Source organism: Microcoleus sp., assembly GCF_049646505.1.
Lineage (GTDB): Bacteria > Cyanobacteriota > Cyanobacteriia > Cyanobacteriales > Microcoleaceae > Microcoleus.
On record NZ_JBARVX010000639.1, the window covers coordinates 1 to 19,161 of the forward strand.

14 protein-coding genes are annotated in these 19,161 nt (G+C 46.3%); 5 read left to right on the top strand and 9 right to left on the bottom strand.

Translation table 11 applies throughout. The annotated features are described in order from the left end of the window. The coding region (locus WBA89_RS29440) for a PAS domain S-box protein (RefSeq protein WP_424411161.1) at positions 1–3,277 on the bottom strand (3,277 nt) is incomplete at its 3' end. A gap of 326 nt (positions 3,278–3,603) precedes the next feature. Here WBA89_RS29440 and acnB point away from each other — a divergent pair. The 4 genes from acnB to WBA89_RS29460 all read left to right on the top strand — a co-directional run bounded on the left by acnB (position 3,604) and on the right by WBA89_RS29460 (position 7,883). Then, positions 3,604–6,219, top strand: coding sequence for a bifunctional aconitate hydratase 2/2-methylisocitrate dehydratase (gene acnB / locus WBA89_RS29445; protein ID WP_424411162.1), 2,616 nt, complete (start codon positions 3,604–3,606; stop codon positions 6,217–6,219). A gap of 357 nt (positions 6,220–6,576) precedes the next feature. Continuing rightward, on the top strand, positions 6,577–6,960 hold the full coding sequence (locus WBA89_RS29450) for a hypothetical protein (protein WP_424411163.1): 384 nt from the start codon (positions 6,577–6,579) through the stop codon (positions 6,958–6,960). Then, the gene (locus WBA89_RS29455; RefSeq protein ID WP_424411164.1) at positions 6,957–7,409 is read left to right on the top strand and encodes a nucleic acid-binding protein; all 453 of its coding nucleotides are present in this window, start codon (positions 6,957–6,959) and stop codon (positions 7,407–7,409) included. Before WBA89_RS29450 ends, WBA89_RS29455 begins: the two co-directional genes overlap by 4 nt. Positions 7,410–7,502: 93 nt before the next feature. Next, complete coding sequence (locus tag WBA89_RS29460; protein WP_424411165.1) at positions 7,503–7,883, top strand: cupin domain-containing protein; 381 nt, start codon at positions 7,503–7,505, stop codon at positions 7,881–7,883. A gap of 424 nt (positions 7,884–8,307) precedes the next feature. Here WBA89_RS29460 and WBA89_RS29465 read toward each other — a convergent pair whose 3' ends face one another. From WBA89_RS29465 to WBA89_RS29495, 7 genes are all read right to left on the bottom strand, one after another. Then, a complete protein-coding gene (locus WBA89_RS29465; RefSeq protein ID WP_424411167.1) occupies positions 8,308–8,970 on the bottom strand; it encodes a pentapeptide repeat-containing protein in 663 nt (220 codons plus the stop codon). A 166-nt stretch (positions 8,971–9,136) separates the two neighbouring features. Further along, a complete protein-coding gene (locus tag WBA89_RS29470) occupies positions 9,137–10,786 on the bottom strand; it encodes an ABC transporter substrate-binding protein (protein ID WP_424411169.1) in 1,650 nt (549 codons plus the stop codon). A gap of 432 nt (positions 10,787–11,218) precedes the next feature. Beyond that, positions 11,219–12,694, bottom strand: coding sequence for an adenylate/guanylate cyclase domain-containing protein (locus tag WBA89_RS29475; protein ID WP_424411170.1), 1,476 nt, complete (start codon positions 12,692–12,694; stop codon positions 11,219–11,221). Positions 12,695–12,764: 70 nt separating this feature from the next. Then, positions 12,765–13,109 (bottom strand): slr1659 superfamily regulator, encoded by a 345-nt coding sequence (locus WBA89_RS29480; protein WP_424411171.1) that lies wholly within the window; start codon positions 13,107–13,109, stop codon positions 12,765–12,767. Positions 13,110–13,153: 44 nt separating this feature from the next. Then, positions 13,154–13,732: a slr1658 superfamily regulator gene (locus tag WBA89_RS29485; RefSeq protein ID WP_424411172.1), complete on the bottom strand. Its 579-nt coding sequence runs from the start codon at positions 13,730–13,732 to the stop codon at positions 13,154–13,156. Between the two features lie 127 nt (positions 13,733–13,859). Further along, positions 13,860–14,231 (bottom strand): hypothetical protein, encoded by a 372-nt coding sequence (locus WBA89_RS29490; protein WP_424411173.1) that lies wholly within the window; start codon positions 14,229–14,231, stop codon positions 13,860–13,862. A gap of 11 nt (positions 14,232–14,242) precedes the next feature. Then, the gene (locus tag WBA89_RS29495; protein WP_424411175.1) at positions 14,243–16,216 is read right to left on the bottom strand and encodes a PP2C family protein-serine/threonine phosphatase; all 1,974 of its coding nucleotides are present in this window, start codon (positions 16,214–16,216) and stop codon (positions 14,243–14,245) included. A 606-nt stretch (positions 16,217–16,822) separates the two neighbouring features. Here WBA89_RS29495 and WBA89_RS29500 point away from each other — a divergent pair. Next, on the top strand, positions 16,823–17,383 hold the full coding sequence (locus tag WBA89_RS29500) for a hypothetical protein (protein WP_424411177.1): 561 nt from the start codon (positions 16,823–16,825) through the stop codon (positions 17,381–17,383). A 287-nt stretch (positions 17,384–17,670) separates the two neighbouring features. Here WBA89_RS29500 and mnmA read toward each other — a convergent pair whose 3' ends face one another. Then, a complete protein-coding gene (gene mnmA / locus WBA89_RS29505; protein ID WP_424411179.1) occupies positions 17,671–18,747 on the bottom strand; it encodes a tRNA 2-thiouridine(34) synthase MnmA in 1,077 nt (358 codons plus the stop codon). Positions 18,748–19,161 lie beyond the last annotated feature (414 nt).

Below are 19,161 nucleotides of genomic sequence, written 5' to 3' on the forward strand. Positions count from 1 at the left end.
TTACATCCGTTACATCCGTTACATCCGTTACATCCGTTACATCCGTTACATCCCGTACATTGCTCGTTGCCGAACTTCCTTCTTCCTTCATCAACATTTCTTGCCAAACGCGCAATTGGCGGCAAGCTTCCCGCAGCACCCAAGCTCCCAGAGGCACGATCAAACCAGTTTCCTCAGCTACAGGAATAAAACTAGATGGCGGCACTAGACCCCGAACCGGGTGATGCCAGCGCACCAAAGCCTCAAAACCCTCGATCGCACCGCTGGCGATCGAAACAATCGGTTGGTAGTGCAAAATAAAGTGCGAATATTCATCCTTGCTCGAACCTAATTCCTCCTTACCAAAAATAGCCAACCGCAGGTCATTTTCTAACTGCAACAGCGACATAGTTTGGTCGTGCATCGCCAAATTAAACACCTCGTGGCGGGCCTTGCCCAAAGCTTTAGCGCGGTACATAGCAATGTCAGCATCGCGCAGGAATTCTTCTGGGTGAGCGTACAGATTCGAGTCGGATCTGTCGGCTGCTGCGAGTTCGCCTCGACTGAAAACAATACCAATACTAGCGGTGGTAAATACTTCGTGTCCTTCGATCTGAAACGGTAAAGTTAGTTCTGCTTGTATTCTGTTAGCTACTTGGGTGGCATCGCTGAGGCTCTGAATGTGGTCTAGCAGGATGGTGAATTCGTCTCCCCCCAGTCGGGCGACAGTATCAGAAGCTCGCACGCAGGTTAGCAGCCGCTCCGCGAAGGCAACTAGCAGTTTATCCCCAAGAACGTGTCCTAAAGAATCATTAACTACTTTGAAGCGGTCTAAATCTAGGAAAAGTAAACCAAATTTGTAATCGGGGGACTGATTCGATCGGCGGATGGCTTGTCCCAGCCTGTCGATGAACAAAACCCGGTTGGGCAAACCCGTCAGCGCGTCGTGAAAAGCGCCGTGCAGCAGTTGCTGTTCTACTCGCTTGCGTTCGGTGACATCTCTGATAATAATTTGGGCGGCGGCCGAGCCTTGATAAGTAGCGGGAATGCCGGCCACTTCAACGTCGATGATTTGTCCGTCGAGGCGCATCAGTTTTTGTTCGGCAAGCTCGATCGGCTGATTTTCTTGCTCGACTTGCCTCATGCGCTCTTTTGCTGTTTCCATATAGTTTGGATGGACAAAATGCAATACCGGAAAGCCGATTAGCTCTGCCGGAGAACTCGCACCCAGGAGTTTTGCGCCGGCAGCATTGATGTAGGCGATTTTCCCTTGACTGTGAACGGCGATCGCTTCGGGAGATAGTTCTACTAAACGGCGGTAGCGCTCTTCACTTTCTTGCAGAGATAATATTAACTCGCATCGCTCTTTTTCGGCTTGCTGGCGTTCAAGTTCCATTTGGTGAACCGCCAGAAATTTACCGATGCTTTGAGCCATCAATTCTATGTGTTCTATTTCCTGGTACTCAAAATCTTTTTTCTTGATTTCTGGCGACCTAAAGCTCAAAGTTCCGTAAGTTTGATTGTTAACAAATATTGGCGTTCCGATGTATGATTCCGAATTGCATTGTTTATAAGCTGGATGTTTTTGCATATCAATATCTGCTCCTATATGAGAGCAGGTAACAGTTTTTTTTAGTTCAATTACCGCCGCGCAGTAAGTATCGCTGAGGTTCAATTCTAAGCCGGACACGAAGTATCTAAAATTGGTTTTCGCAGCCCGCACAATAAAAGTTTCATTTTTAACTTCAGCCATGATGCCGATAGAAAGTCCGAACATCAAACAGCCTGCTGTTAGATAATCGTCTACCAGTTCTTGAAAATTTTGATAATGATAAGTTGTAATCCGGTGCAAGTGTTTGAGATTAGCGGTGAAAGCTGCTAAAGCTTGAGAATTTAAAAATAATTCTGCTTCGGCTCGCTGGCGGTCGGTAATGTCTGTTTGCACTCCAATAAAATGCGTTAAGTGTCGGCGCGAGTTGTACACCGGAGCGATCGACAGTTCGTGCCAAAAAGGCGTGCCGTCTTTCCGAAAGTTACGCAGGATAACTTGAGCTTCTCTGCCTTCTTCAATTGCCGTTCGCAATTGTTGGGCAGCGACGGTGTCGGTGTCGTTGCCCTGCAAAAATCGGCAATTTTTCCCCATTAATTCGTCTCTGCTATAACCAGTAATCCGCTCAAAACTGGGATTGACATAAATAATCGGATTATCTGCAACCGTCGCGTCGGTGATGGCGATGCCGTTGCTGCAACTTTCGATCGCCCGTTCCATCATTTGCAAGCGCTCTTGCGATCGAATCCGCTCGATCGCCGCAGCTAACACGTTGGCGATCGCTTCTACAAAATAAACGTCATCTTGGCTGAAAACCCGCCTTTGGCTGGTGTGAACCCCCAAAATGCCCCAGGGCTGGCAGGAGGAAGTATCTGCTGGTTCTGCTTGTCCCAAGAAACTCTCCTGTTCCCGATTGCCGGGAACGATGACAGTGACGCCGCTCACAGCCCGGTGGTTGTGCAGCAGCGGCAACTCGCTAAAACGGGTTTCCACGCGCAAATCTTCGACGATCGTCGCTTTGCCAACTAGCAACGTGTAACCTGCTTGCGATCGGGCAGAAGCGGTAACAGTAGCCATGCCGACGAGGCCAGGCTGCCAGCCAGCCCCCGCTCGCAACTGAAAAGCATGGCCCGATGGCAACAGTTCCAACAACTGACAATAATCAACGTCCAGCGTTTGAGCAATTAAAACCGCGGCTTTGTCCATCAGTGCAGACAAATCTGTTTCCGCCAGGGCCTGCTGCCCCAAGTAAGCGACGGCTGCTTGCTGGCGGGCGCGCAAGTGGATTGAGGCGAGCAATTCCTGCTCCTTGGCGGCTGCTCGCTTGCGATCGGTAATGTCGCAGAACACCGACAGCACAGCTTTTTCTGACAGCAATGTCAAATACCGCATCGATACACTTGCCCAAAACAGCGTGCCGTCAGCTTTTTTGAGGCGGACTTCTGTCTCGCTGACTTGTCCGTTGCGGGCGAGGACATCGAGCAATTCCTGGCGTTTTTTGGGTTTGTTGTAGAGTGTTTCGGCTTTTTGGCCGTCGATCTCAAATGCTTTGAACCCGAAAGCCTGATGGCATAAATCGTTGCTATAAATAATTGTGCCATCAGCCAGATTGCTGACGATCGTAGGCATCGGTATCGAATTGGCGATCGTCAGCAGTAATTCTTTAGTTGCTTGCAGTTCTCGGTACAACTCTGGCTTGGCGGCCGAACCCTGACAGTGTTCACCATTTTCAGGGATAAAACTTTCCATTTTTTAATTGATCCATTTCTGCGGACAAATTTAAATTTGCGGTAACTAACGATTTCAGATGCAGAGGACGATCGACAGTACCCCCCGCCACATTAATTTTAACCAGAACAATGCAACTCAACGCCCGAAAACTTCTCGGCTGGAGTTTAAGCAGCGCCCCAGCCACAGAAAAGATATCTCTTTAGTATGAAAGTCTACCGTTTTTAAAGTTGCGTTAAGTTTTTATAAGAGCGGGTGCTTTGCCAAATATGTAGCGCCAGCGCCTAATCTAAAAAGTAATGTCACCTGCAAACAACTACCCAACACAATTTCGAGAGAGAACACAAATGCTTGAATCTTACCGCCGCAACGCTGCCCAACGGGCCGCACAGGGAATTCCACCGCTGCCGCTAGATGCCCAGCAAACCTCAGAACTCTGCGAATTGCTCAAAAATCCGCCGCCTGGGGAAGAAGAAGCCTTAATAGAATTATTGCGCGATCGCGTCCCCCCAGGCGTAGACAGCGCCGCCTACGTCAAAGCAGGTTTTTTAACAGGCATTGCCAAGGGCGAAATCCACAGCCCCCTAATTGCTCCCAAATGGGCCGTTTACCTGCTGGGGACAATGATGGGCGGTTACAACGTCCAATCTTTAATCGATTTACTCCATCCTAGTGCCGAAGTCGCCATTCCCGCCACCGCAGCCCGGGCATTGAGCAAAACCCTGCTGGTATTCGACGCTTTCCACGACATTCTCGCGCTGTCGGATACCAATCCCTACGCCAAGCAAGTAATAGATTCTTGGGCGGATGCCGAGTGGTTCACCGGCCGCCCCCAACTAGCCGAAGCCATTACCGTTACAGTCTTCAAAGTACCGGGAGAAACGAATACCGACGACTTGTCTCCGGCACCTCATGCTACCACGCGGCCGGACATTCCCCTGCACGCTTTGGCGATGCTGGAAAGTAAAATGCCCCAAGCTCTCGAAACGATCGCCCAATTGAAGCAAAAAGGCCATCCCGTAGCCTACGTCGGCGATGTTGTCGGCACCGGTTCCTCGCGAAAATCAGCGATTAACTCAGTGCTGTGGCACATCGGCAACGATATTCCGTTTGTGCCAAACAAGCGCAGCGGCGGATATATTTTGGGAAGTGCGATCGCCCCGATTTTCTTCAATACCGCTGAAGATTCCGGCGCATTGCCGATCGAATGCGATGTCAGCAAAATGGAAACCGGAATGGTAATTACCATCCATCCCTACAAAGGAGAAATCACCAACGAAGCCGGAGAAATCATCTCCACCTTCACCCTCAAACCCGACACAATCACAGACGAAGTTCGCGCAGGCGGCCGCATTCCGCTATTAATTGGACGCACCTTAACCGACAAAACCCGCGAAGCTTTAGGACTAGGAATTAGCCCTATTTTCACCCGCCCAACAATTCCCGCCGACACAGGTAAAGGCTTCACCTTAGCCCAAAAAATGGTAGGAAAAGCCTGCGGTTTAACAGGCGTGCGTCCCGGTACATCTTGCGAACCATTAATGACCACAGTCGGCTCCCAAGATACCACCGGGCCGATGACTCGCGACGAATTAAAAGAACTGGCTTGTTTGGGATTTAGCGCCGATTTGGTAATTCAAAGTTTCTGCCACACCGCCGCCTATCCAAAACCCGTTGATGTCAAAACTCACCACGAATTGCCCGATTTCATGGCACAGCGCGCTGGCATAGCTTTGCGTCCCGGAGACGGCATTATTCACTCTTGGCTGAACCGGATGTTATTGCCCGATACAGTAGGAACCGGCGGCGATTCTCACACACGTTTTCCTTTAGGAATTTCCTTTCCTGCAGGTTCGGGATTGGTAGCATTTGCTGCCGCCTTGGGCGTGATGCCTTTGGATATGCCGGAATCTGTTTTAGTGCGGTTCAAAGGAGAATTGCAGCCGGGAGTAACCCTGCGGGATGTTGTGAATGCAATTCCCTATGTAGCAATTCAAAAAGGTTTGCTGACAGTCTCGAAACAGAACAAGAAAAACGTCTTTTCCGGGCGGATTATGGAAATTGAAGGTTTGCCCGATTTAAAGGTCGAGCAGGCGTTTGAATTGACCGATGCCTCGGCCGAGCGTTCTTGCGCCGGATGCACGATTAAATTGAGCCCGGAGACTGTTTCTGAGTACATTCGCTCGAACGTCGCGCTGCTGAAAAACATGGTAGCGCGGGGCTATGAAGATGCGCGGACGATGATGCGCCGGGTGGCGAAGATGGAGGAATGGCTGGCTAATCCGGTGCTGCTAGAAGCTGATGCTGATGCGGAGTATGTTGAAATCATCGAAATCGATCTGAACGAGATTGTTGAACCTATTGTGGCTGCACCCAACGACCCGGATAATGTTAAGCTGTTGAGTGAGGTTGCGGGCGATCGGGTAGACGAAGTATTTGTCGGTTCCTGCATGACAAATATCGGCCACTACCGCGCCACTGCAAAGGTATTGGAAGGTGCAGGGGAAGTCAAAACTCGCCTGTGGATTTGTCCGCCAACTCGGATGGACGAACAGCAACTGAAAGACGAAGGTTATTACAGCATTTTTGGAGCGGCTGGAGCGCGGACGGAAATGCCGGGATGCAGTCTTTGTATGGGCAATCAAGCGCGGGTTAAAGATGCGACAACGGTGTTTTCAACATCTACTCGCAACTTTAACAACCGGATGGGCAAAGATGCACAAGTTTACCTCGGTTCCGCAGAATTAGCGGCAGTTTGTTCGCTGCTGGGTCGCATTCCCACAGTCCCAGAATACCAGGAAATTGTGGCCAAGAAAATCGATCCTTTTGCTGGCGATTTGTATCGGTATTTGAATTTCGATCAAATTGCCGGATTTGAGGATGAAGGGCGAGTGATTGCTGTGGAAGATATGCCGCGCATTGAGGATCTTTTGGGGATTCCTGAAGGTGTGTTGAGCAAGTAGTTTCCTCGAAATTCAGTGAAATGGTTGTTTTGAACCGCCGATGTCAGCGGTTCAAAAAAATCCCAGAATCTGGATGAATTATCCTCGCCTTTGGGAGCATCTCAGTTGTGCAAAAATTCACAACTGAGATGCTCCCCCCGTCTTTTGTTTAAAATATAATACCAATTTCATAAAGTAGCGCTAGATATTACCCCCCCAACCCCCCCTTATTAAGGGGGGGCTAAGACTTCATCCACAGCACATATGAAAGAAAAATGGTATAAGTAGAGGCGAGTTCGATCGCCAATCTCTAATTCCCATCCAGGATATCGATCGACCCGCTGATTCATATAAATCCGAGAAAGGAGAAAAGTGATTGTGTCTGAACAAGCTTTAATCAGTGAAAGCCCAACGACAGCAGCTTCAGCGCCAGAAACTCGCATTGGCAACGAAATGGTAGAGTTTCTCAGTGTTATTCAGCAAACTCCGAGAGAATATTGGCCTAATTTGCTTAAAATGATGCGGTTATTTCTGGAAACTGTGACGGTAAAGCCAGCCTTGTCCGAGCCTCCCCAGACATCGGAGAAAATAGACATTACTAAACTGTCGCTGGAGGAGCGGATACAAAGAAATCAAGGTGCAATTGAATTATTGCGATCGTGGCGAGAAGAGGATGACGAACAAGAGCAAAAAAAAATTGCGGAATGTCTAGAACAAGTGATAAATGAGGATCGGATGTCTAATCGACCATTGTTTCCATGAGCAGAATAATTATTTTGGATTCCGGCCCCTTGGGGATGGTGACAAATCCTCAAGCCAAACCTCCTTATTTGGAATGCCAACTTTGGCTAGACTCTTTACTACAAAATGGCGAAATGGTAATCCTGCCTGAAATTGCTGACTATGAGGTGCGGCGAGAATTGATTCGAGCGGGAAAAGAGAGAGGTATCAGAAAACTTGACCTATTCAAGAATGTCCTTACATACCGTCCTTTGACTTCGGAGGTAATGCTTCTAGCGGCTCAGTTGTGGGCGGATGCACGAAAGAGAGGAAAGCCAACGGCAGAACCCAATGCACTTGACGGGGATGTGATTTTGGCGGCTCAAGCAATATTGGAGGCAAGTGAAGGCAATGAGGTGGTAATTGCTACAACAAATGTGGGGCATTTATCGCAATTTGTTGATGCTCGCGAATGGCGGCTAATTCAGTAATGTTTAAATCGATCGCACTTACAGACTTACCCTCTCCCTGATATACTTTCAACTATAGATATTTTTACATACACCGTTAGCGAACTCAATATTATGGCGGAAACAGCCGACACAATCGAAAAAACGGACGATCGCACGCAAACCCGGTTTTGGGGTAAAGTTACAGTCATAGACGCGGGCGATCGTTACAAGATAAATCGCATCGAAGTCAAACCGGGACACCACATCAGCACCCAAATGCACTATCACCGCAGCGAACACTGGGTAGTCGTCTCCGGTACCGCTAAAGTGATCTGCGATGACAAAGAGACGATTCTCATGCAGAAACAGTCAACCTACGTTCCCATGAATACTGCTCACCGCGTGGAAAACCCCGGCGTGATTCCCCTGGTGATGATTGAAATCCAAAATGGCGAGTACCTCGGCGATGATGACATTATCCGTTTCGCCCAAGATGCTGACGAAGAAGATTGATCCGACATCAAAATATGAAGCAATCGCAGATGTCATATCAATTTCGGTTACACCGTCAGGTGAATAGACCTCTTAGACCTCTTGCAAAAGTCAAATTTACCCCCCTTAGTCCCCCCTTATTAAGGGGAGAAACAAGAATAATCTTGCTCCCTCCCCGCGGGAGGGGAGGGTTGGGGTGGGGTTCTTTAGATTTTTGCAAGAGTTCTACTGTTGACTGTTGACTGTTGACTCGATTTTATTATTGCTATGCAACCGGAAACGATGTCAGGGAAAAGCGCCGCGCACCGGATAATTACCCGCGCGGCGACAGGAAACGAGATAAATCCTACAACTATAACTGTAGGGGCCATTTCGGAAATGGCCCCTACATTATTATATTAAGCTTGTTAAAAACGAGCATCTGAATTAGCAATTGGCGATCGTCCTACGGCAAAGCAGCATTTTTCAAATCTACATTTACCATATTGGCATCCATTAAATTAGCACCGGTCAAGTCGGAACCGTTCAAATTCGCACCAGTCAAATTAGCACCGGTCAAATTTGCATCCCGCAAGTTAACTCCCTGTACGTCGATTCCCGACAAACTGCCGCCTCTGAGGCTGACATTAGCTAAATTAGCTACAGACTGGCGAGCATTTCTCATATTTGCGCCAGCCAAATCGGCACCTTCTAAATTAGCGCCGACTAAATTAGCGCTGCTGAGGTTGGTGTTTTTCAAACTAGCAATTACTAAACCCGCCAGACTCAGGTTAGCCCTGGTTAAATCTGCGCCCTCCAAATTTACCCCGTGCATTCTCGCCGCAATTAAACTCGCACCTTGCAATTTAGCTTGTTGCAGATTGGCTTCGTTCAGCTTAGCTTCGTTGAGATTCGCACCGCTCAAATTTGCTCCGCTCAAATTCGCACCGCTCAAATCTGCCCCGCTGAGATTCATACCAGCAAGTTGCGCTCCTGTCAAGTCACATTTGTTACATTTTTTAGTTTCTAATAGTTGCTTGACTTGTGATACGTTTTCGGCCTTGACTCCAGAAGCAAAACCGATCGCAATTAGCAGCGCTGTTGTTGTTGTTAAAATTCCAAATTTCATATATTCACCCTCGGCGATATCTCTCTCTCTCTCTAATAATATCCCACATTTTTTTAGAGGGTTGTGCGATCGGTCTCTTCGATAAACTGTGACAATCATCACCCCGTTATGCACAAAATATGATAGAGTTATTGACGTTTCAACTCCTCAAAATTATTGTAAACAATTATTGCTTTTTCAGGAACCAAAAGGGAAAGGATTGCGTCGGTTCTAGACGGACACCAGTGATGTTGTTCTGAGCAAAAGTATAGTCCTTATCCTGCCAAAGAGGGATGAAAGGTACATCTCTAGCCAGTATGTCCTGAATTTCGCCAAACAAAGCTTTGCGGGTTTGGGGGTTTGGTTCCTGGCGCTGCTTGTCGATCAGTTGATTCACCCGATCGTTATAATAGAACGAACCTTGCCCCTGACTTGCGCCTTTTTCGCACCCGCCGGCGGCCGAACCCGTCGCACAATCCAAAAACGGCTGAATGTAATTGTCAGCATCAAAAAAATCGGCGTACCAATCCACCAAAACCGCAGGATAAATCCCCTTCTCTATATTTTGGAACAAAGTCGGAGATTCAACGCTGTTAACTTCTACCTGCATGATCCCGTCCATTTTCAGTTTAGCTAGCGCCTCGATCGTACTCGCCACTAACGCTCGTTTTGTGGAAGCCGAAGGATACCAAATTTGCAGGCTCAGCGGATTGGCGGCCGAGTATCCCGCTTTCGTTAACAATTCCTTGGCTTTTGCAGTGTTAGCGTCGCCGTACATTTCTTTAAACACGGGCTTGTTAACGTCGAAGGTTGTGGGAATCAGACTGTACAGCGGCTGCGCTTGTCCCCGCAGTACGCGATCGTTAATCAGCGGGCGATCCATCGCCGCCGCGATCGCCTGTCTGACTTCTAACTTGTCCAGCGGTGGAGACTTGATATTCAGCGTCATATAACTAACTGTACTGCTTTCCCCGGCGATTTCCTGCCATTTCCCTTTTTTAGAGCCCTCTTCCAAACTGCGAATTTGGTCTGCATCCAGAGACAAATAAGCCACATCGATCGCACCTGTCCGAAAAGTATTGAACAAATTTGACGAACTAGAAAGCAGCAACAAATCAACTCCTTGATTGACAGGTTTTTCCCCCCAATACTTATCGAATGCGTCAAACTTCAGAGAATCGCTACCGTACTTCGCCAGTTTGTAGCGTCCAGTTCCTACAAACGTATCGGGTTTAAATTTACCGTCTCCAATCTCGTAAGCTTTCGGAGAAATTGCACAAAGGCCGGCAAATGTCAAGAGAGAAGGAAAAGCAGCAAAAGGCTTTTTGAGTTGAAAAGTTAATTCGTATTCGCCCGTCGCTTTCACCGATTCTACGGCATCGCTCAACAAGAAAGCCGGACGACCGCCATTTTTGATAAACCGCTGCAAGGAAAATTCCATTGCTGCGCTGTTAAACGGTGTGTCGTCGTGAAAAATTACGCCTTGACGCAGGGGAATTGTATATGTCAATCCGTCTTTGCTAACTTTTGGCATTGCTGTCGCCAAGCCGGGGATTAACTCAGTAGTTCCCGACTTGTAGGTGTAGAGAGTGTCGCCCAAATTACGCAGCAGTTGTCCTGATATAATTTCGTAAGCGTCTGCAGGGTCGATCGTCCGCAATTTCAAGGTGGTGCCGATCGTTACGCGATCGTTTTGGGGCGAATTGGGCGAATTGGGCGATCGAGAGGCCCCCTGCCCGCAGCTTGCAGTTAACAAGCAGCACAGACAGAACAGAGCTATAACTTTAATTACTGAAGGTTTTATAGATATTCTCGGCTGTCTCTTGTAATTTCCCATTGTCATTTTGCGAATTAATTTAAACTATAATTATATCATTTTGCTTGAACTTTACGACAGGTAATTTAAAGTGGAGCAGAGCCTCGCGCACTTGCACTTCCAGCCAGAGACTGTTAACTGTTGACTGATGAGTGTTAAATGATGAGTGTTAACTGTTGACTGATGACTGTTAACTAATAGCTAATAACTAATAGCTAATAACTAATAGCTAATAACTAATAGACCTCTTGCAAAAGTCTTTTTCATCAATTGTTCGGACGGGCAAGATGCCCATCCCACAAGAAAAAATAACTCTTGTGGGATGGGCCGGAGAGCCCGTCCTAATTATTTTTGCAAGAGGTCTAACAACTAATAACTAATAACTAATGACTAATGACCAATGACTAATCACCAATGACTAATGACCAATGACTAATGACTAATGACTAATGACTAAATTCCCTTGAGGAGCGATCGCCAATCCCGGCAGCGTTTCAGGTAAATGCGAGCTACCCGATCGCTCGGATTTGTCCGCAAACACTCTTCAAACAATTTTCCAGCTTCTCGGAACTCCTGGCGATCGCACAGCAACATCGCTTCACTATATACAGCCAAATTTGCTAGCTTTGCCGACAAAATTTCCGCAGGATCGGCATCAAACACCTCAAAAACTGTGACATATTGAGATTTTCCTTTAACCTGTACTTTATCCACAATCCGAATAGCATAATCAGCGGGATTTCGCAACTTTTCCAAAGTTTGCTGAGAAATTAACAGAGGTACGCCGTAATCTTTAGTCAATCCTTCAATCCGAGATGCCAAATTAACAGCATCGCTAATCACAGTGCTGTCCATTCGGTTTATGCCGCCGACTGTCCCCAGCATCAAAGAACCCGAATTGATACCAATGCCAACTTTAATCGGGATGTAGCCGACATTTTGACGGTATTCGTTGTAATCAGTCAGAATGTTTAGCATCGCAATACCCGCTTTCACTGCATCATCTGCAAAGTCGCCAAACAGAGCCATAATTGCATCGCCGATGTATTTGTCAATAAATCCGTTATGGCTAGTAATAGCCGGCTCCATCCGCGACAGGTAAGCATTGATAAAATTAAAATTTTCTTGCGGCGTCATAGTTTCCGAAAGCTTCGTGAAGTCGCGGATATCCGCAAACAGCACCGACATTTCCTGCTGCACTTGGTCGCCTAAATTGACATCAATAATACTTTCGTATCCCAATATATTCAGAAATTGATGCGGCACAAATCGCCCGTAGGCATCAGTTATTACTGCTTCGGCATCCAGAGCTTTTTCCAAATTCTGATTGAGGTCGAAGAGTTTTTTAATAAATTCATGGCGGTCTGCTTCAGCTTGTTTTCGTTCCGCGATTTCTTGAAAAACTGCGATCGCAAAAGCAACTTTTCCACCCTCGCCCAAAATTGGCGTTCCCCAAATTTCCAGGGGAATTTTCCGATCTGGTAGATGGATTTCGATATCGTCAGCAGTCGCGCTTTCGCCCCTCAAAGCCCGGACAAGCGGCAAATTCTCATAAGGGTAAATAGTATCAGTTCCCGCGATATAAATTTGATAAGTTTCTGACAAATTCTCAACTGCATTTAACGGCAAAACCCCTTGACCGAGTAACTGCTGTCCGGCGTGATTGATGTAGTAAGGTATGCCTTGAGAATCGAGCGCGGCCACGCCTAGGGGAATCGCTTCCAGAAATTGAACCAGCTTGATTTCGCCTTCCCGCACCGCCTCCAATGCCCGATAGCGCAACTGGGTTTCAACCGTATCGGAATGTTCGGCAGTAGTTTCCAGCAATATTTCGAGATCGGCTTTTTCCTCCTTCAAGTCTTCCACTTGCTGGCGCAATCTTTCAATCTCTAAAAGTAGCTGTTCTCTAGATGGTTGTTCTTCCAGCATGACCCGAGAATTTGCGCCTCGACTAACAGAAAAGGGTTCGACAGCCTGCACCATAAAAATCATCGCGTGTTTATACTAATTCCAACTGCAAACTAGGCATCAGGCGCTGCAAATTCTTTAAAGATTTACCTTGCCAAGCTATGCGTTGAGAGCCTTGTACTGCTATTTGCACCAGAGCTTTTTTGCGAACCTCGATAATGAACTTCGACAGCATATTGATGCCAGAACTGTTCAAAAATTCTAACTGCTGCAAATTGAGAGTAATTTTCGTCGGTTCCCCGTCGGCAACCTCGGTTAGCAACTGTGTTATCGGCGCGTACTCGGCAGGCCCGCTCAGCCTGAGAGAGCCAACAAAACTCACGGTTGCCGTTGTTGGATCGTAGCAGATCCGGTAATCTTCTGTCTTAATTTCCATTGTCGCAAAAAGTCCCTAAGATATTATCGATCGCCCCGCTAGACCTATACTGTTAATTGCACCATAGTTGTCACCGAAATTACTTCCGGGTGTGTTTGCACGGTCTGGAACTTCCAGCCTATTTTGGCGCTATAATCGTTGAGCATGGTCAGCAAGCCCAATCTAGAATCGCTACAGTTGTCGTCAGCAGCATTTTTTTCCAACTGCTGAATGTAAAGCTGGCTCGGCTCAGAGGCCAGCAAGTGCTGAATGTAAGCCTGAAACTCGCCCACAGCTTGCGGGTGGATGCTGTTAGCAACTGAGAAAATCAGTCGGGAGTTCTCTAGTTGCAGTTTAATGTCGATCGGGTAATCGGAAGTTTCATCATTAAACTTCATCGCATTCTCTAATAACTCGTTAGCAATGTAGCTGACAGCGCTTTTAATTTCAACTTTTCTGTCAATTGTTGAGGGGTCGTCTTCGTTTCCAGGAAAAAAACTCGTCAAGTAGTCAGCCAGAAAATCCGCCGACAAACCGTTGTTCCGCCACCGCTGCTTCAGGGGAATAGAACTAGGCGAAAATCCAATTATTAAGTATTCTTGGCAGGGGGCTTGCTCGATGAAATCGCCGAAAGTCTGAATCATATTATTTGTTAGTTGTTATTTGTTATTTGTTAGTTGTTATTTGTTATTTGTTAGTTGTTATTTGTTAGTTGTTGTTTGTTATTTGTTGTTTGTTAGTTGTTAGTTGTTATTTGTTATTTGTTATTTGTTATTTGTTATTTGTTATTTGACTGTTGGCTGTTGGCTGTTGGCTGTTGACTGTTGGCTGTTGACTGTTGATTGTTGGCGAGTTGCTACCAATTCCCAATTCCCAATTCCCAATTCCCTGTTTGGCCAATGCCCAATGCCCAATTCCCAATTCCCAATTCCCTGTTTGGCCAATGCCCAATGCCCAATTCCCAATTCCCTGTTTGGCCAATTCCCAATTCCCAATTCCCTGTTTGGCCAATTCCCAATTCCCAATTCCCTGTTTGGCAAATTCCCAATTCCCAATTCCCAATTCCCTGTTTGGCCAATTCCCAATTCCCAATTCCCAATTCCCTGTTCGGCCAATTCCCAATTCCCAATTCCCAATTCCCAATTCCCAATTACTTATTTTTGTTTGAGTACCAGCAACGTGATGTCATCAAAAACCTTTTGTTCGCCGATGTGCGATCGCACGTCCTCAATTACAGCCTGCCTGATTTCAGCAGCAGTCCGTCGCCAATTAATCTGTATTACCTCAATTAACCGCTCCAAACCGTAAAGCACTTTATCCATATTTTCCGCTTCCGTAATCCCATCAGTGTACAGCACTACCACATCTCCTGAACTTAGCTGCACAACGGTTTCAGCAACAAATTCAGCAATATTTGCATCCAGCCCGATCGGGAAACCCAAATCGATCGTATCAAACCGCTCGACAGAACCGTTACACCGCACTACAATCATTTCCTCGTGCTGTCCGCTCAACTTCAGCATTCCCTCCTGATAGTCAAGCAAGGCAAGACTGGCGTTTTTATCGCATTTCATCCGCTGTACGTTATCATAAATTGCACTGTTAATAGCACTTAAAAATTTAACCGGATCGGCTTCATTGTAGGCGAGTAAAGTTCGGACTGCAGTTTGAACCATAATCATCAAAACCCCGCTCTCCAATCCGTGTCCCGTGACATCGCCAATACCAATTTTCACCCTACCTTCATGCTGGAGCACGTCGTAATAGTCGCCGCCTACTTCCTCAGCAGCCTCCATAAATCCCGCAATATCCAAGCCGACAACTTCCTTCAGTTCTAAATCTTTCGGCAGCAGCATCTGCTGAATTTTGCGAGTGACATCGAGCTCGGCGCTCATCCGTATATTTTCAGCTTTTAGGCGATCGTTGAGAACAGTAATTTCTTGGTTGGCACGAACTAAAGCGTCAGCAATTTTGTTAAACGAACCCACAACTTGACCCAGTTCATCTCTATTATCCAAAGTAATTTTGTGGTGCAGATTGCCGCTCGCCATCTTTTTTGAAGCTTCGTCCAGCACAAATACAGTTTGCATAACAGCCCCGTAAAAAGATGCAAACAAATAAATAACTATTCCTAAAATTATTAACACAAAAATAGCTATTAGGCGCTTTTTTGCAACAAAACTATAAATTCGCTGTTGCAGGAGAAAGTCTAATTCAGTCAGACTTTCGTCCCACAGTTGAAAACTCGAAGTCAAAACTCGATCGCTGCCATCTAAATAAGCATAATATTCCACCGCTGCTGTAGGAGAAATCAGTTTATCTAGTTGCCCAGTTAGCTGTTCTACTACCGAGTTAAAATTTCTCAAAGGTTCGCTTAATTTCGGTCGCAAATTTCCGTGAGGATTGTTGCTAAATCCTACCTCCATATTGATTGCTAAATCCTGATTGAGTTCTCTCAATTTGCCCGCCAAAGTAATTAATTGCGCTCTTTTCTCCGGTGTGGCATCGGAACGCGCCCTATTTTTTTGAGAAATCAGCCTAATTTCTGACAAGATTTTTTGCATTTCTGGAAGTTTCAGCAAAGTAGCATCCATCAAATAATAGGTATCTAAATCTGGGTCTAATATTAGATTGGAAGTATCGCCGACGCGAGCGCTCAATCTATTGATATCTGCTGCTATGTTATGATAGACAACATCGGAAGTTTCTAAACTCCACTGGCTGCGGCGCAGTTTAAAATTTTGCCAATTTTGATAAATATTATTAAATTTCTCGCTAGTAAGTAAAGTTGTTCCTAATTTGCGGTCGGTATTGGCCAGAGATTGAAAGTTTTCCTCTATCTTAGCTTCTAAAACTTTCCCGGCATCGAAATTGCTTAAATAAGGATTTAAATCCTGATTGTTTAACAGTTGAACTTTTGGTATGTATTCCCTCAACTGTCGCAGGGGGCGCAGATATTGATTGCCGTAGATTTCTTTTTGGGCAAAATCAACCCTGCTGTTAATTTCGGAAATTAGCAGGTACATGACCAAGGTTAACGGCATGGCAAATAGAAAACCGATTAAGGTAAATTTTTGAGGATAGCTCAGCCGATTCATCAAATGGATTCCGAGGGATTTTCTATTCATAATCGATTCATTTCAACAATATTGTACTAAAAAAGTAGCGATCGCTACTTTTTTGCCCCGCCCAAAAACGGATACAGGCTGCCGCAGGGCCCTCGTAGAAAGTTCAAAATCTTAGACTTGGGTGCTTGCTCCCAGATTCATCTTTGGAGTAAGTCTAAAATCTAAAATCGACACTTCGATCGCACTTTCAAACCAGAATGCTACAATTAATCAGCGGTAGCTCAGTTAATTGGTAGCGCCTTCCCTTTCTGTTGTCACAGATTGTGCTGTATCTGTTGAATATCGGGGAGCATCTGGGGCTTAGCAAACAGTGTTTTTATCGCTGGGCGATGGCGCAAGAGCTCGCAAGCTATAAAACTCGCTTTTCGTGGAGGCACGCTCAAACGCATTCCTGAGATGCTCCCGAATATCGCCAGCTCAGCTCGCCTCGTACAGTCTAAAACACCTTTAGCAGTTTTGGCACGATATATAGTTATTTATACTGAGATTCTCGATCGCAATCCGATTCTTTTCAGAATATTTACTTAGCCCTAAATTTTTTTCAATACCAGTAAACTAAAAGTAAAAATAGCGATCGCGCATTGTGTAAAGTGAGGCAGAGGCCGTATGATGAAACGAATCTCCGAAAACAACTCTCAAAACAATCAAAACCGAGCTCGAAAGCAGCCGAATCTTTTCATCTTGGCTGTAGTGCTGACAGGAATGCTGGCTGGGGAAATGTATCCAGCCTTCGTACAGACTGCGGAGGCTAACGCCGGTGTTCTCAAAGATTCCCTCGCTTGGTTGGAAAGCCAAGAGTCAACAACGGTGTCTCAAAAAATTAGCTATTCTGGATTGGCACTCAATACTCTAATTTCTTCTGCGGGGAATTTGGCAGAAAGTACGCGCCAAAATCCACCGAACCAATTGCCCGCAACCGTAGCAGCAGCGGTTATCCAAGATTTGTCGCGCCAAACTCGGATTGCTGCTGACAAGTTGAAAGTAACTGAATCGAGCCGCCAAAGTTGGCCGAATACTTGTTTGGGGCTGGCGAAAGCCGATGAAATTTGCGGTCAAATGATTGTGGAAGGTTGGCGGGTTGCAGTTTCTGACGGCCGCCAAAGTTGGGTTTACCGCAGCAATTCTAGGGGAAATGTGTTGCGCTTGGATAAGAAAGTTAGTCCTTAGTCATCAGTCATCAGTCATTAGTTTTTAGCTGCTGCGGTATCGTAACTGCTGTGTCGTTACCAAAAACTAATAGACTTCTTGCAAAAATAGTTAGGACGGGCTAGAAGCCCATCCCACAAAAATCTTTTTTCTTGTGGGATGGGCTTCTAGCCCGTCCCAAAATTTGATTAAAAGGAATTTTGCAAGAGGTCTAATAGACATCTCCTAAAAAGCAGGTTTTGAACAGGCAGGATGCCTGTTCCACAATTATGGGAGATGTCCAATGACTTCTAACTAATAACTAATGACTATTTTTCTATGATGCCGCCGCCCAACAGCACGTCTCCGTCATACCAAACAGCGGCTTGTCCGGGAGTAATGCTCAACTGCGGTTCGTCAAAAATTATCTTGACTCTTGTACCGCAGGCTTTTTCGTCGGCTTGGGAGGTTTCCACAGGAATAATTGTAGCGGGGACGGGGTGCGATCGATAGCGAATTTGTACAGAAGCCCGAATCGGAGCAGTCGGTGCGGCTACAGAAACCCAATTTACTTTCTGGACATTGCATTCAGATTCTACTGCCAACTGCCGATCGCCCACAATTACCCGATTGCCAGCAGCATCGAGTTCAATCACGTACAGCGGTTCCGGTGCAGCAATTCCGAGGCCTTTCCGCTGGCCGATGGTGTAGTGGTGCACGCCGTCGTGCTGTCCCAGTACCCGGCCGGCCTTGTCAACAATATCACCCCTATGCGGAGCGATGTACTTGTCCAGAAAAGCCCGCATCGAACCGTTACTTTCCACCAAGCACAAATCCTGACTTTCCGGCTTGTCTGCCGTGCTCAAGCCAAATTTCGCCGCAATTGAGCGAGTTTCTGTCTTGGTAATTTCCCCCAAGGGAAACTCCGTACCCGCAAGTAAATCTTGTGTTAAATCGTACAAGAAATAAGACTGGTCTTTGCCAGGGTCGATCGCCCGCAGCAACTGATAGCGACCCGTAGCAGTATCATAGGTAATGCGGGCGTAGTGTCCCGTCGCAATCTTTTCAATTCCCAATTCTTCGCGAGCAAACTTGAGCATCGGCCCAAACTTCACAGTTTTATTGCACTGCGAACAAGGCAAAGGCGTAACTCCTGCACTGTAACCGTCCACCAAATAATCGACAATACTTGCTTGAAAGACCTCGCGGCTGTCCACAATGTGGTGGGGAACGCCCAAATCTTCGCAAATTTTAGCGGCATCGACCATTCCCTCAGAGCAGCACTGACCTTTGCCTTTCATCAACCACAGCGTTAAACCCACCACTTCATATCCTTGATGGTGTAAAATTGCGGCTGCTGCGGAACTATCGACCCCGCCGGAGAGGCCTACAACAATCTTGTTCATGATTCGGAGAGAAATTGCTATTGTTAATCTTACTTTGTTCGATCGAGCTAATCGATTATACCACAAGTATACTACAAAATGGTACTGCTGCAGTTAGCTGAAATTTTAGCACTAATAAGTAAAGCCACCTAATTAAACGTAAAATACCGATCGCTCAAAGGCTTACTGCGTATCTCTGCCTTCTTCCCTCCCCCCTTGGGGGGGGCAGGGGGGGGTTCTTCTTCCTGATGACGTTGTACCGAAAGCAGTTGTCAGTTGTCAGTTGTCAGTTGCCAGTTGTCAGTTGCCAGTTGCCAGTTGTTACCAATAACAAATAACAAATAACAAATAACAAATAACAAATAACAAATAACAAATAACAAATAACAAATAACAAATAACAAATAACAAATAACAAATAACAAATAACAAATA

Excerpts from the sequence above, each read along its gene's own strand:
- WBA89_RS29500 (WP_424411177.1), top strand. The coding sequence starts at position 16,823 with ATGATGAAACGAATCTCCGAAAACAACTCTCAAAACAATCAAAACCGA.
- WBA89_RS29470 (WP_424411169.1), bottom strand. The coding sequence starts at position 10,786 with ATGGGAAATTACAAGAGACAGCCGAGAATATCTATAAAACCTTCAGTA.
- WBA89_RS29480 (WP_424411171.1), bottom strand. The coding sequence starts at position 13,109 with ATGGAAATTAAGACAGAAGATTACCGGATCTGCTACGATCCAACAACG.
- WBA89_RS29460 (WP_424411165.1), top strand. The coding sequence starts at position 7,503 with ATGGCGGAAACAGCCGACACAATCGAAAAAACGGACGATCGCACGCAA.
- WBA89_RS29495 (WP_424411175.1), bottom strand. The coding sequence starts at position 16,216 with ATGAATAGAAAATCCCTCGGAATCCATTTGATGAATCGGCTGAGCTAT.
- WBA89_RS29485 (WP_424411172.1), bottom strand. The coding sequence starts at position 13,732 with ATGATTCAGACTTTCGGCGATTTCATCGAGCAAGCCCCCTGCCAAGAA.
- acnB (WP_424411162.1), top strand. The coding sequence starts at position 3,604 with ATGCTTGAATCTTACCGCCGCAACGCTGCCCAACGGGCCGCACAGGGA.
- WBA89_RS29455 (WP_424411164.1), top strand. The coding sequence starts at position 6,957 with ATGAGCAGAATAATTATTTTGGATTCCGGCCCCTTGGGGATGGTGACA.
- WBA89_RS29475 (WP_424411170.1), bottom strand. The coding sequence starts at position 12,694 with ATGCTGGAAGAACAACCATCTAGAGAACAGCTACTTTTAGAGATTGAA.
- WBA89_RS29465 (WP_424411167.1), bottom strand. The coding sequence starts at position 8,970 with ATGAAATTTGGAATTTTAACAACAACAACAGCGCTGCTAATTGCGATC.
- mnmA (WP_424411179.1), bottom strand. The coding sequence starts at position 18,747 with ATGAACAAGATTGTTGTAGGCCTCTCCGGCGGGGTCGATAGTTCCGCA.